Origin of the sequence: Nocardia jejuensis NBRC 103114 (assembly GCF_001613145.1) — a bacterium.
In the GTDB taxonomy this organism is placed as follows: domain Bacteria; phylum Actinomycetota; class Actinomycetes; order Mycobacteriales; family Mycobacteriaceae; genus Nocardia; species Nocardia jejuensis.
On sequence record NZ_BDBU01000043.1, the window covers coordinates 58110 to 71056 of the forward strand.

Annotated in this window: 11 protein-coding genes; 7 read left to right on the forward strand and 4 right to left on the reverse strand. The window is 68.3% G+C overall.

Translation table 11 applies throughout. The features are described from left to right. Positions 1-6 precede the first annotated feature (6 nt). Positions 7-1245: an acetoin utilization protein AcuC gene (locus NJ1_RS29155; RefSeq protein WP_067700274.1), complete on the reverse strand. Its 1239-nt coding sequence runs from the start codon at positions 1243-1245 to the stop codon at positions 7-9. 205 nt (positions 1246-1450) lie between these two features. Between NJ1_RS29155 and NJ1_RS29160 the strand changes: the two genes are divergently transcribed. Both NJ1_RS29160 and galE read left to right on the forward strand, forming a co-directional pair. Then, positions 1451-2137: an iron-dependent transcriptional repressor DtxR gene (locus NJ1_RS29160; RefSeq protein ID WP_067700277.1), complete on the forward strand. Its 687-nt coding sequence runs from the start codon at positions 1451-1453 to the stop codon at positions 2135-2137. A gap of 3 nt (positions 2138-2140) precedes the next feature. Continuing rightward, entirely contained in the window at positions 2141-3121 is a 981-nt protein-coding gene (gene galE / locus NJ1_RS29165) for a UDP-glucose 4-epimerase GalE (protein WP_067700279.1), read from the forward strand. A gap of 217 nt (positions 3122-3338) precedes the next feature. On the opposite strand, the gene NJ1_RS29170 is transcribed toward galE, so the two are convergent. Both NJ1_RS29170 and NJ1_RS29175 read right to left on the reverse strand, forming a co-directional pair. Continuing rightward, complete coding sequence (locus NJ1_RS29170; protein ID WP_084478965.1) at positions 3339-4733, reverse strand: DUF4192 domain-containing protein; 1395 nt, start codon at positions 4731-4733, stop codon at positions 3339-3341. 278 nt (positions 4734-5011) lie between these two features. Next, positions 5012-5419: a VOC family protein gene (locus NJ1_RS29175; RefSeq protein WP_067700282.1), complete on the reverse strand. Its 408-nt coding sequence runs from the start codon at positions 5417-5419 to the stop codon at positions 5012-5014. A 94-nt stretch (positions 5420-5513) separates the two neighbouring features. Here NJ1_RS29175 and NJ1_RS29180 point away from each other — a divergent pair, with 94 nt between their 5' ends. Both NJ1_RS29180 and NJ1_RS40025 read left to right on the forward strand, forming a co-directional pair. Then, a complete protein-coding gene (locus NJ1_RS29180) occupies positions 5514-6455 on the forward strand; it encodes a helix-turn-helix transcriptional regulator (RefSeq protein ID WP_067700285.1) in 942 nt (313 codons plus the stop codon). Between the two features lie 153 nt (positions 6456-6608). Next, a complete protein-coding gene (locus NJ1_RS40025; RefSeq protein WP_067700288.1) occupies positions 6609-7115 on the forward strand; it encodes a hypothetical protein in 507 nt (168 codons plus the stop codon). A 49-nt stretch (positions 7116-7164) separates the two neighbouring features. Here the strand turns inward: NJ1_RS40025 and NJ1_RS29190 are convergent, their stop codons facing one another. Next, positions 7165-7830 carry a sensor domain-containing protein gene (locus NJ1_RS29190; RefSeq protein WP_067700291.1) on the reverse strand — a complete coding sequence of 222 codons (666 nt, stop codon included), beginning with the start codon at positions 7828-7830 and terminating at the stop codon, positions 7165-7167. Positions 7831-8098: 268 nt separating this feature from the next. Here NJ1_RS29190 and NJ1_RS29195 point away from each other — a divergent pair, with 268 nt between their 5' ends. The 3 genes from NJ1_RS29195 (at position 8099) to NJ1_RS29205 (ending at position 12942) form a co-directional block, all read left to right on the forward strand. Further along, entirely contained in the window at positions 8099-9052 is a 954-nt protein-coding gene (locus NJ1_RS29195) for a proteasome assembly chaperone family protein (RefSeq protein ID WP_067700294.1), read from the forward strand. 104 nt (positions 9053-9156) lie between these two features. Further along, positions 9157-11667 carry a DEAD/DEAH box helicase gene (locus NJ1_RS29200; RefSeq protein WP_067700297.1) on the forward strand — a complete coding sequence of 837 codons (2511 nt, stop codon included), beginning with the start codon at positions 9157-9159 and terminating at the stop codon, positions 11665-11667. A 174-nt stretch (positions 11668-11841) separates the two neighbouring features. Further along, a complete protein-coding gene (locus tag NJ1_RS29205) occupies positions 11842-12942 on the forward strand; it encodes a type III PLP-dependent enzyme (RefSeq protein ID WP_067700547.1) in 1101 nt (366 codons plus the stop codon). The last annotated feature ends 5 nt before the right edge of the window (positions 12943-12947 follow it).

Sequence of the window (12947 nt, forward strand, 5' to 3'; positions counted from 1 at the left end):
CTGGAGTCAGTCACGGGGATCCTCCGGATCCAGGCCGAGCAGGCCGAAAGAGGCCCGGCGGGTTGCCAATACGGATACATCGAGAGCGCGGCGCGCGCGATCGGTGCGGTCGTCACCGGTTTCGCGGCCACCGCCGGGGCCGTCCCACGGGTCGAAGGCGGTGTCCGCGCCGTCGCTCATGGTTTCGGGCACCGCGACCGTGGGCGCGTACGCGCCCACGAGCTCCCGCCAGGCCGCCGGGGTGGGCGTGCTCGGCTCGACGGTGCGGTCCAGCGCGGTGGCCAGCAGATGGGTCCAGGCGCGCGGCACCACCCGGATCAGGCCGTAGCCACCACCGCCGACGGCCAGCCAGCGGCCCTCGGCGTAGCGGTCGGCCAGGTCCCGCATGGCGATGAACGCCGCACGCTGACCGTCCACGCTCAGGTCCAGGTCCGCGAGCGGGTCCTCGCGATGAGTGTCGACGCCGCACTGGCTGATCACGATCTGCGGGCGGAACGCCGCGAGCGCACCAGGCACCACCGCGTGGAAACCGCGCAGCCACAGCGGGTCCCGGGTGCCGGGCATGATCGGCAGGTTGACCGCGGAGCCCTCGCCCGCTCCGGATCCGGTCTCCTCGGGCCACCCGGTGTTGGGCCACAGCGTCGCCGGATGCTGATGAAGCGAGATGGTCAATACCCGCGGGTCACCGTAGAACACCCGCTGCACGCCGTCCCCGTGATGCACGTCCACGTCGAGGTAGGCGATCCGATCGAATCCGTTCTCCAATAGCCACGAAATCGCCACCGCCACATCGTTGTACACGCAGAACCCGGCCGCTGCGGCGGGCATGGCGTGATGCATACCGCCGCCGATGCTGACCGCGCGACGGGTACGACCCGCCGCGATCTCCTGCGCCGCGGCGAGGGTGCCGCCGACGATCACCGACGCCGCCTCGTGCATGTGCGGGAACACCGGGTTGTCGGCGGAGCCCAGCCCGTACGGCGGTGCGTCCGGGGTCGGGCCGAGCGGCGGCCGGGCGTGCTTGACCGCCTCTATGTAGTCGTGGGTGTGCACCCGCAGCAGTTCGGAATCCCCGGCGGCTGCCGGGGTGAGCGATTCGACGCCCTCCAGCAGGCCCAATCCCCGCGCCAGGGCCATGGTGAACTGCAGCCGCACCGGCCGCATCGGGTGCTCGGGCGTCCAGGAGTAGTCCAGGAACCTGTCGGTCCAGACAACGGTTCCGTCTCCGTGCGCTCCGCCAGACATACCTGCCACGCTAGTGCGTCGCGGCGGTTCGTAGGCTGTGGGACACCGCGGGGCTGTCATACCGGTGCGGCTCGGCTGTGACCGGCGAAACTGCCTGGGAACACGCGCCCCGTCCTGGATGTTCCTCCAGCATTCGCGAAATAAGCTGGCGCCCGGTTCAGCCGCCGTGCATGGGTAGAATTCGTGCCGACGAAGGGGTTAACAGGTGAAGGATCTGGTCGACACCACGGAGATGTATCTCCGTACCATCTACGACCTCGAGGAGGAGGGTGTCACGCCCCTGCGTGCTCGCATCGCCGAGCGTCTCGAGCAGAGCGGGCCCACGGTCAGCCAGACGGTCGCGCGGATGGAGCGCGACGGTTTGCTGAGCGTTGCCGGTGATCGCCATCTCGAACTGACCGACAAGGGCCGCGCCATGGCGGTCGCGGTCATGCGCAAGCACCGGCTGGCCGAGCGCCTGCTGGTCGACATCATCGGGCTGGACTGGCAGAACGTGCACGCCGAGGCCTGCCGCTGGGAGCACGTGATGAGCGAGGAGGTCGAGCGCCGCCTGGTCGAGGTGCTCAATCACCCCACCACCTCGCCCTACGGCAATCCGATTCCGGGCCTGGACGAGCTGGGTGTGCAGCCGGACGCGAACGCGGACGAGAAACTGGTGCGCCTGTCGGACATTCCGTCCGGGCAGTCGCAGGCGGTGGTCGTGCGCCGGCTCTCGGAGCACATCCAGACCGATCCGGAGGTGATCAACCAACTGCGTGAGGCCGGTGTCGTGCCGGACGCACGCGTGACGGTGGAGACCAAGCCGGGTGCGGTCATCATCTCGGTACCCGGGCACGGTGGCTACGAACTGTCGGACGAGATGGCCCACGCCGTCCAGGTGAAGCTGGTCTGACACGTGAAACTTCTGGTTACCGGAGGCGCGGGTTACGTCGGCGGCGTCTGCGCACAGGTTCTGCTCGAGGACGGGCACGAGGTCGTCGTCGTCGATGACCTGTCCACCGGCAACGCCGAGGGTGTTCCGGCGGGGGCGAAGTTCGTCGAGGGCGATATCGCGACCGTCGGGGCCGAGCTCATCGCCTCCGAGTCCTTCGACGGCGTACTGCATTTCGCGGCGCAGTCGCTGGTGGGCGAATCGGTGCAGCAGCCGCAGAAGTACTGGCACGGCAACGTGGTCAAGACGCTGACGCTGCTCGAGGCGATCCGCGCCGCGGGGACACCGCGCCTGGTGTTCTCCTCCACCGCGGCCGTCTACGGCGAACCCGAGCAGGTGCCGATCGTCGAGACCGCCCCCAAGCAGCCGACGAATCCCTATGGCGCGTCCAAGCTCTCGATCGACTACGCCATCACCTCGTACGCGGCGGCGTACGGACTGGGGGCGACCAGTCTGCGGTACTTCAATGTGGCGGGCGCGTACGCCGGGCTCGGTGAGAACCGAATGGTGGAAACGCATCTCATCCCCCTGGTGTTGCAGACGGCGCTGGGCCATCGCCGGTCGATCTCGGTCTTCGGCACGGACTACCCGACGCCGGACGGCACCGCGGTGCGCGATTACATCCACATCCGCGATCTGGCGAACGCGCATCTGCTGGCGCTGGCGCAGTCGCAGCCGGGTCGGCATCGGATCGTCAATCTCGGTAGCGGCACCGGTTTCTCGGTGCGCGAGGTGATCTCGGCCTGCCGGCGGGTCACCGGTCTGCCGATCGAGTCGGTGGACGAACCTCGCCGCGCGGGCGACCCGGCCGTGCTCATCGCGTCGAGCGAGCGTGCCGTCACCGAACTCGGCTGGCGGCCCGAGCACACCGATCTCGACGAGATCGTCTCCGATGCCTGGGATTTCCTGCGCTCGCTCGGCGATCGCGCGCACAGCGCACGCTGACACCCTCGCGGGGCTCGCCACTGCCCGCGCGGACTGAAACCGGTACCCGGGTATCGCGCTCATTCCGGCTCCGATCGTCTCCGACGCTGCTCCGGTCCACATCGGGGCAGCGTCGGCTGCTTTCGCTCGGGGGCCGAGGAGTTCCGCGGCCACGCCGGCGTCATGCCGTAGCGCGTCGAGCGGCAGCGCGGCAGACCGTATCGCGGTGTCCGCTCACTCATTTCGGCTCCGATTCCAGGTCGATGCCCAGGTCGGTCGCGGTCATCCGACCGGATTCGCCCAGGCGGCTCAGGCGCTGTGGGCGCATGCCGGTCTGTAAGCCGATATCCAGCAGCACGGCCATGCGGTGCTCGGGATCGGATGTCAGGGCGGCCTCGAGCGCGACACCTGCGAACGGACCGTCGCCGCGGGTGTACGCGCAATAGCCCAGCAGCGCTGCCGCTTCGGCTCGATCCGGATCCGGCAGCGCCCTGGTGAGTTGGAGCCAGAGCGCTTCGGCGGCATCGGCGTGTGTACCAGGCGCCAAGGCGAACATGACATCGCGCACGCAGGGATCACGCAGGGCGACAGCGATGTCCGCGAGGTCGAGCGGATCCAATCGCGCGCCCTCTCGGACCTGCGTGATCTGCCGCAGCACATTGCGCAGTGTCACCCGGGTGTAGGAATCGGGCTCGCCCCGGCGCACCGCCTGCGCGAGGTGTGTCGCCGCCGCGGTGGTCGCCACCTCCAGTGCCGCGGTCACCGCCGCGCGCAATGCCTCGTCCACCGCGATCGCCTCGGTCAGTTCGGCCCGTGACGCGCGCAGCGGCCTGCCGTCCAGCACGTGCCGCAGCGTCACCATCGAACTGCTCGGATCCGGTTGCACCCCATGCCGGATCGGCCCGGTGAGACTCCACCACTCCAGCTCCGGCCCGATCGCACGCACCGCCCACGCGCCCGCGAGCGGCACCGCGTCGACCTCGAGGCGATGTTCGAGCGCCGCGAGAAGATCTCGATGCCGCCGGGCCCGCACGCCCCGATGCTGTGAGGTCGGCGCGGTGGCGCGGTCGTCCACGATCAATGCCAGTGCGGCGGTCGCGTGCTGGCGCAGGCAGATTCCCGCGACCCGATCGATCAGCGCGCCGGTGGCCGAACGCCCCGGATTGTCGAGATCCATGCGCGCCACCACATCCACCGACGCGGGCGCCGGCCCGCCCCCGGCTCGCAACACCGTCACCACCAGCGACCGCGCGGGCATGAACCCCAGCATGGCGGGGACCGCCGCGATGAAATCCCCGGGATCCCGGAGATGGGACTCGTGCCCGCCGGGCGGGTCGCTCCCGGCGGTATCGGCGCTCGTCTCGAACCCCGTGCCCGAGAAATCGCCCTCGAGGGTGACCGAACGGTCCCCCTCGACCGGGCCCGGGTCGTCGCCCTCGGCGATGGCCGAGGCGAATTCGGTTGCCGCCATCGACCACTCGGCATCGCACGGGCTCGCGGCGGGGCCGTCCGCCGGATCGGCGATACCCGCGGTACCGGTGCGGGGGACGCGGGGCATGCGCGGAGAGGCGGTGTCGGGAGGTTCGGCCACGTCGTGCGGATCGGGTGGGATGGGTTCCGTGGGGTTCGTCATGACACGAGCGTGCGCTGATCCACTCCGCCACCATCGGCCTCCACCTGGGGTTTTCGCCGCCCTGTGGAGACTCCGGCGTGCCGTGGACAGTTCGGCGTGGCGCGGAGTCGGTCTCACCCGAACCTGTCGGTGCCCGCTGTTACCGTGCGCCCGAATCGAACCCGCCGATCGCTCTGCGGCCACCGCCGCGGCGCGACGCGATCGGCCACTCGTCGCCACCTGGCAGCGCGCCGGGCGTGCGCTGTCCGCGCACGCCCCGAATGCCCTGCCGGGCACGGCTACTCGGCCCGGAACGTGCCGAGAATCTCCAGATAGTGCGGGTTGGACATGATGCCGAGCACGTTGCCGAACGGATCCACCACCGCGGCGGTGACGAATCCGGTCCCCTGGCCACGCTCGGTGATCGGCTCGTATTCCTTCGCCCCCATCGACAGCAGCCGGTCGAAGGTGGCCGCGATGTCATCGACGTGCCAGTTCACGATCTGCCCGCCCGGCTGATCCGGCGTGGTCCGCGCGAACTTCCGATTGATCAGGCCGAGTTCGTGCTGGTAGTCGCCGATCCGGAATTCGTAGTACCCGCCCGGCACCGTGAAATACGGCTGCACGCCGAGCAATTGGGCGTACCAGTCCTTGGCGGCCTCCAGATCGTCGGCGAAATACGTGACGGTGGCCATTCCTCGCAACATTCGGTGTCTCCTTCGTCGTTCTCGATCGGTATGAATCCATCATCCAACCCAAAGTGCTCACCGAATGAGCACTTTTACGGGCACAATTCCCCTCATGCGAGCCGATCGATTGGTGGCGACCCTGCTGTACATGCAGACGCGAGGACGAGTGACCGCCGCCGAGGTGGCGACCGAACTCGAGATTTCGGTGGCGACCGCCCGGCGCGATCTTCAGGCGCTGTCCACGGCCGGAATCCCCGTCTACCCGCAGCCGGGCCGAGGTGGCGGATGGTCGCTGGTGGGCGGCGCGCGGACCGATCTGAGCGGCCTGACCGGCCCGGAAGCACAGGCCCTTTTCCTGCTGCTCGGCCCGATGGCCACGGCCACCCCCGCCACCCGCTCGGCGCTGCGCAAGCTCCTGCGCGCCCTGCCGCAGTCCTTCCGCACCGAGGCCGAGGCCGCGGCGGGCGCGATCGTGGTCGATCCCGCCCGCTGGGGTGAGCGCGACGAGCGGCCGCCCGCCGTGGTGACCGAACTGCAGCAGGCGGTCGTACGCCGCCGCAAGGTCGCCTTCCACTACGACCGCGCGGGCACGCGCACCCATCGCGTCGTGGATCCGTGGGGCCTGGTCGACAAGGACGGCATCTGGTACCTCGTCGCGGGCACCGACCGTGGTCAGCGCACTTTTCGGGTGGATCGAATCGCCGACACCGAACTCCTGGACGACGCCTCGCACCGCCCGGACGATTTCGACCTCTCGACCGCCTGGTCCGAGGTGGTCGAGGAGGTCGAGCGCCACCGTTCCACCCTCGAGGCAGCGGTGCTGGTGCCCGACCGCCTGCTCCCGGTCCTGCGCCATCAACAGGGCCGGCACTGCGTCGTGGACGGTCCCGCCGATGACGGCCGGACCCGCGTGCGCATCACCGCCCCGACCCCGCTGATGATCGCTCAGCAACTGGCCGGCTGGGGCACCGCGCTCGAGGTCCTGCGGCCGCAGTCCGTCCGCGACGAGCTCGCCCGCCTGGGCGCCGAACTTCTCGCTCGCTATCAGAACTGACACCGGCAAACCCTTGAATATTAACCGATAACGTTTCACATTCATGTGCAAATCGAATAACGTTGCAGCACTTTCAATTTCGCCATTTCTCGGGTTCACACGCTGCTACAGTCCGCCCCGGCGCCCCCTTCACGCGCCGGAAGGAATTACGCAATGACAAGAAACCTCTTCACAACCGGCGCGACCCTGGCGCTCACGGCCCTGGCCGCATCCCTCTCGGTCACCGGCACGGCCTCGGCGGACATCGACGACGTCATGGTCACCGGCCCCACCGACAACAGCCAGTGCGATATCGACACCGGCTGCCTGATCCGCACCACCCTGGTCGGCGCCAACAAGCTCGCGCCCGTCGAATTCCTCGTCGACGGCACGGTGATCGGCTCGGCGACCCCGACCCCGGTCCCCTTCAGCACCAACGCACAGGCCTCGTTCGCCTGGCATCCGCCGGAATACCGCTCGTACACGGTGGGAATCCGCCAGAGCGGTTCACTCTCGACCATCCTCTACAACGTCCACAAGCCGGGCACCTGCGCCTGGCTGCCCTCCGGGTCGGGCACCGGTTCGGCCGGAACGGGTTCGTTCGGAAGCGGCTCGGCCGGAACAGGTTCCGCGGGCACCGGGTCGTCCAACACCGGCTCCGGCGGTACCGGCTCCTGCTGATCGAGCCCAGGGGAGCCGAATACAGGCAGGGGTCGGCTCCCTCGCCCGATCAGCCCTTGCGGACCTTGGTGACCGCGGTGGTGAAGAGGCTGTCCAGCGCCTCGGTATCGGAGCGGGTGTCGGTGAACGTCATGTAGGTGACATTGATTCGGATGTCGCCGACCTGCCCGAGCAGCGTCTGCATGGTGCGGGCCTGAGTCGGGGATTCGGAGCGGACCACGCGGCGCAGGGCGAGAGCGTCGTCCACGTCCAGGGGCGGGGGCGGATCCAGTTCCGTGGTGACGGTGGCCGTCGTGCCCGAGTGCGTGACCTTGACGGTTCCGCACTGCTGCAATTGATTTCGCAGTGTGGCCAGGGGCTGGTCCACCCGGGTGAGTTCCACGGTGAGGGTGGCACGGGTGGTGTCGTCGGTGCCGACCGAGACGACCGGGCCCGCGGTGGGCGCGGTCGGGCCGCAGGTGCTCGGATCGATCTGCGCGTCGGGCAGTACCCCGTCGAGATCGGCGGCCGCCTGGCCGGCCACGTCCGGGGGCAGCGCGACCGCGGCATAGCGCGAGGGAAACTGCGACGGGTCCGGCAGCAATGCGGCCAGACCGGCGTCGCTGCGCGTGGTGCCGGCCGGATTGCGCGAGGGGTTCGGGTGACCCGATACCGTGGTTCCACAGGCCGCGAGCACGCAGCCCAGGACCGCGACCCCCACGGCGCGTAAGGGCATGCGGTACAAGCCACGAGCGGGCGCGCGGAAGTGCCCCGGTGCACGCACAGGGGACGTTCGCGGACCCGGAGAATCCGGCACGGTCACCGCGTCCACTATGCCGAATTTCTGCTGTTCACACGGAATGCCACGCCGCGTGGCGAGCCGTCGGGAATGCGTGTCACGGTTCGGCGTGTTGCAAGAGCGGTGCGGGCAGTGCACGGTCGGCAAGCGCATGAGGGACAATGAGGATGGTCGCGCAAGTGGGCCACGCAGGAAGGAGCACGCGATGGACTACGAGTCGCGCATGTACGAACTCGAGTTTCCGGCTCCGCAGCTGTCGTCCGTAGACGGTGCGGGACCGGTCCTGGTGCACGGTCTGGAAGGCTTCACCGACGCGGGTCATGCCGTGCGTCTGGCCACCACGCACCTGCGGGAGAGCCTCGAATCCGAACTGGTCGCCTCGTTCGATATGGACGAGTTGCTCGACTATCGGTCACGTCGGCCCCTCATGATGTTCAAGACCGATCACTTCTCCGATTACACCGAGCCCGAGCTGAACCTGTGGGCGCTCAAGGACACCGCGGGCACCCCGTTCCTGCTGCTCTCGGGCCTGGAACCGGATCTGCGCTGGGAGAAGTTCGCCACCGCGGTGCGGCTGCTGTCCGAACAGCTGGGCGTACGGCGGACCATCGGCCTGAGCGCCATTCCCATGGCCATCCCGCACACCCGTCCGCTTGGCGTCACCGCGCACGCGAGCGACAGCGACCTGATCGGCGAGCATCAGCGCTGGCCGGGCGAGCTGCAGGTGCCGGGAAGCGCGTCCTCGCTGCTGGAATACCGGATGGCTCAGCACGGTCACGAGTCGGTCGGTTTCTCGGTCCACGTCCCGCACTACCTGACGCAGACCGCGTACCCCGAGGCCGCGCAGACGCTGCTGGAGAACGTGGCCGAGAACGCCGGGCTGGAACTTCCGCTCGCCGCGCTCACCGACGCCGCCGCGCGCACCCGGGAACAGGTGAACGAGCACATCGCCGGCAACTCCGAGGTGGAGACCGTCGTGCAGGCCCTCGAGCGTCAGTACGACAGCTTCGTCACCGCCCAGGAACGCCAGTCCAGTCTGCTGGCGAGCGAGAGCGAACTTCCCACCGGTGACGAACTGGGCGCGGAGTTCGAGCGTTTCCTGGCCGAACAGGCCGGCCTCGGCGACGAAGGCGGCGAAGAGGGCGGGTCGCTGCGCTAGCGGTTCGCCGGGCGGGGCGCGGGGCGAGGTGTTCGCCACCCGCTCGGGTGCCTCCGGCCCGCCGCTACCGGCTACCGATCGGCGGACCGGTAACGTTGGGCGTCGTGCAGCTGTCCGAATTGGTTCCCGATCAAGCCGTTTCCGACGTGGACCCGGACTGGCTCTACGAGACGTTCGCCGAATGGGCCGAGGGTGAGGGGTTATCCCTCTATCCCGCGCAGGAGGAGGCCCTGCTCGAACTGGTGACGGGCGCGAACGTCATCCTCAACACCCCGACCGGCTCGGGTAAGTCGCTGGTCGCGATCGGCGCGCACTTCGCGGCCTTGAACAAGGGCGAGCGCAGCTACTACACCGCACCCATCAAGGCCCTGGTGAGCGAGAAGTTCTTCGCCCTGTGCGAGATCTTCGGCGCGGACCGGGTGGGCATGGTGACCGGTGACGCCGCGGTGAACCCGAACGCGCCGATCATCTGCGCGACCGCCGAGATCCTGGCGAACCTGGCACTGCGCGAGGGCGCGGACGCGAATGTCGGGCAGGTCATCATGGACGAGTTCCACTACTACGCCGACCCCGATCGCGGCTGGGCCTGGCAGACGCCGCTGATCGAGCTGCCGAACGCGCAGTTCCTGCTCATGTCGGCCACTCTCGGCGAGGTCGACTTCTTCGCCGAGGATCTGAGCACGCGCACCGGCCGTCATACCGCCGTCGTGTCGGGCGCCGAACGTCCTGTGCCGCTGAGCTTTTCGTACGTCCGCACGCCGATCGTGGAGACGCTCGAGGATCTGGTCACCACCAGCCTCGCGCCGGTGTACGTCGTGCACTTCACCCAGGCCTCGGCCATGGAACGCGCGCAGGCGCTGATGAGCGTCAACATGTCCTCCAAGGCAGAGAAGGACGCGATCGCCGCGGCCATCGGCGAGTTCCGCTTCGCCACCGGCTTCGGCAAGACCCTCTCGAAGTTCATCCGGCACGGGGTGGGCGTGCATCACGCGGGCATGCTGCCCAAGTACCGGCGACTGGTCGAGAAGCTCGCGCAGGACGGACTGCTCAAAGTGGTCTGCGGTACGGACACTTTGGGTGTCGGCATCAATGTGCCCATCCGCACGGTGCTGCTGACCGGCCTCACCAAGTACGACGGTGTGCGCACCCGCCGCCTCAATGCCCGTGAGTTCCACCAGATTTCGGGCCGCGCGGGCCGCGCGGGCTTCGACACCATGGGCACGGTGGTCGTGCAGGCGCCCGAACACGAGGTGGAGAACGCCCGCCTGATCGCCAAGGCCGGCGACGATCCCAAGAAGCTCAAGAAGGTCGTGAAGCGCAAGCCCCCCGAGGGTTTCGTCTCCTGGTCCGAGGAGACCTTCGAACGGCTGGTCGGGGCCTCGCCGGAGCCGATGCAGTCGCGCTTCAACGTGACCAACTCCATGCTGCTCAATGTGATTGCGCGCAAGGGCAATTGCTTCGATGCCATGCGACATCTGCTGGAGGAGAACCACGAACCGCGCGCGGCGCAGCGCCGGCACATCCTCAAGGCGATCCGCCTGTATCGCGCGCTGCGCGACGCGGGTGTGGTGCAGCAACTGGACGAACCCGACCAGTACGGACGCCGAGCCCGGCTCATGGTGGATCTGCAGCGCGACTTCGCGCTGGATCAGCCGCTCTCCCCGTTCGCGCTGGCCGCGTTCGAACTGCTCGACAAGGAGTCGCTCACCTACACCGTCGATGTCATCTCGCTCATCGAGTCCACGCTCGAGGACCCGCGCCAGCTGCTCATGGCCCAGCAGCACAAGGCGCGCGGTGTCGCGGTCGCGCAGATGAAGGCCGACGGCATCGAGTACGAGGAGCGGATGGAGCTCCTGGAAGAGGTCACCTGGCCCAAGCCCCTCGCCGAGGAGTTGATCCTGCCCGCCTACGAGACCTACAAGGCCGGGCATCCCTGGGTGTCGGAGTTCGAACCCTCCCCCAAGGCCGTGGTCCGGGAGATGGTCGAGCGCTCGATGACCTTCGCCGAACTGGTGTCGGTGTACGAGCTGGCGCGGTCGGAGGGCGTGGTGCTGCGCTATCTGGCCGACGCGTATCGCGCGCTGCGCCGCACGGTGCCCGAGCAGGCCCGCACCGAGGAACTCGACGACATCACCGAATGGCTGGGCGAGTTGATCCGCCAGGTCGACTCCAGCCTGCTCGACGAATGGGAGCAGCTCACCAATCCGGGCGCGGAGTCCGACACCGAGCAGGTCGCCTTCGGCGCGGAGACGGTCCGGCCGATCTCGGCCAACGAGCGCGCCTTCCGAGTACTGGTGCGCAATGCCATGTTCCGCCGGGTGGAGCTGGCGGCGCTGCACCGCTGGGCGGCGCTCGAGGAGCTGGGCGACGAGCTGGACTGGGAAGCCGAGTTCGAGCCGTTCTACGCCGAGTACGACGCGATCGGGACCGGCCCGAATGCGCGCGGCCCGAAGCTGTTCCAGGTGCGGCAGGGACCCGAGTTCTGGCACGTGCGCCAGGTTCTGGACGATCCCGACGGCGATCACGGCTGGTCGTTGAATGCCGTAGTGGACCTCGCGGAATCGGACGCCGCGGGGGAAGTGGTATTCGACGAGGTCAGCGTTACCGCAGGCTGACCTGCGGGCTCGGAGATCCGGACATGTCACCCATTGTTGGTGTAGGGGTGATGTAACCGAGCACACGCTGGTTCGTTTTCCGAGGCCAACCGCTGCTATTCTCGCGCACTGTTGCCCAAAATCCGTCGCTGGGCCCGGACCGAGAAGAGTTCCCTTAGATTGACCGATCGAAACCTGCCCGAGTCGCCCTGTCTGGTCATCGACCTGGACCGGGTCCGCGCGAACTACCGCGCGCTGCAAGCCGCACTCCCCGCGGCGCGAATTCGCTTCGCCGTCAAGGCGAGTCCGCTACCTTCGATCATCCGGCTACTGAACGACGAGGGCGCGGAATTCGACGTCGCCTCCGTCGGTGAGATCGAACTCTGCCTGGCGCAGGGCGTCGATCCGGCCGTGATGTGCTACGGCAATCCGATCAAGAAATCCGCCCACATCGCCGCCGCCTATGCGGCCGGAGTGCGCCGATTCGCCTTCGACACCGAGGAGGATGTCGAGCGGATCGCCCAGCATGCTCCGGGTTCGGAGGTGGAGTGCCGGTTCCTGGCCTCGGCTCCGGCGTCGCAGACGCCGTTCGGCGCGAAGTTCGGCTGTGCGCCCGGTGAGGCCGTGCACCTACTCGTGCGGGCCCGGGATCTGGGCCTGCGGATCGTCGGACCGTACTTCCACGTGGGGTCGCAGCAACTGGATCCGATCGCATGGCAGATCGGGATCGAGCAGGCCGCCGCCATCGCGGAAGCGTTGGCAGTCAAGGACATTTCGGTCAAAGCGGTGAATATCGGTGGGGGACTGCCGATTTCGTACGCCGATCCGGCGCCCGGCGTGAGTGAGCTGGGCGCGGTGATCGCCGACGCCGCCGCCCGCCTGCTGCCGGAGCACACCGAGATCGTCGTGGAACCCGGTCGCGCCCTGGTGGGCAACAGCGGAGTGATCCACGCCGAGGTGGTCAATGTTCGCCAGGCGCCCGACGGGCGACGCTGGGTATACCTCGACATCGGCCGCTACAACGGCATGGCCGAGACCGAGAACGAGTACATCGCGTACCGATTCCAGACCGATCGCGACAGCGATCCCCGGGATGAGGCCGTGGTCGCCGGTCCGACCTGCGACGGAGACGATGTACTCTATCAACGCACGCGCGTCCTACTTCCGACCACGTTGCGAGCCGGTGATCCCATTCGGATCCTCGAAACCGGCGCCTATACGGCGAGCTATTCGTCGGTGTCCTTCAACGGTTTTCCGCCTTTGACTGTTCATGTCATCGGCGCTGAGCGAGAGTGAGTTTA

Bases quoted from the DNA above. Each gene is read 5' to 3' on its own strand.
- NJ1_RS29170 (WP_084478965.1), bottom strand. From the start codon at position 4,733: ATGACGAACCCCACGGAACCCATCCCACCCGATCCGCACGACGTGGCC.
- NJ1_RS29155 (WP_067700274.1), bottom strand. From the start codon at position 1,245: ATGTCTGGCGGAGCGCACGGAGACGGAACCGTTGTCTGGACCGACAGG.
- NJ1_RS29195 (WP_067700294.1), top strand. From the start codon at position 8,099: ATGGACTACGAGTCGCGCATGTACGAACTCGAGTTTCCGGCTCCGCAG.
- NJ1_RS29180 (WP_067700285.1), top strand. From the start codon at position 5,514: ATGCGAGCCGATCGATTGGTGGCGACCCTGCTGTACATGCAGACGCGA.
- NJ1_RS29190 (WP_067700291.1), bottom strand. From the start codon at position 7,830: ATGCCCTTACGCGCCGTGGGGGTCGCGGTCCTGGGCTGCGTGCTCGCG.
- NJ1_RS40025 (WP_067700288.1), top strand. From the start codon at position 6,609: ATGACAAGAAACCTCTTCACAACCGGCGCGACCCTGGCGCTCACGGCC.
- NJ1_RS29175 (WP_067700282.1), bottom strand. From the start codon at position 5,419: ATGTTGCGAGGAATGGCCACCGTCACGTATTTCGCCGACGATCTGGAG.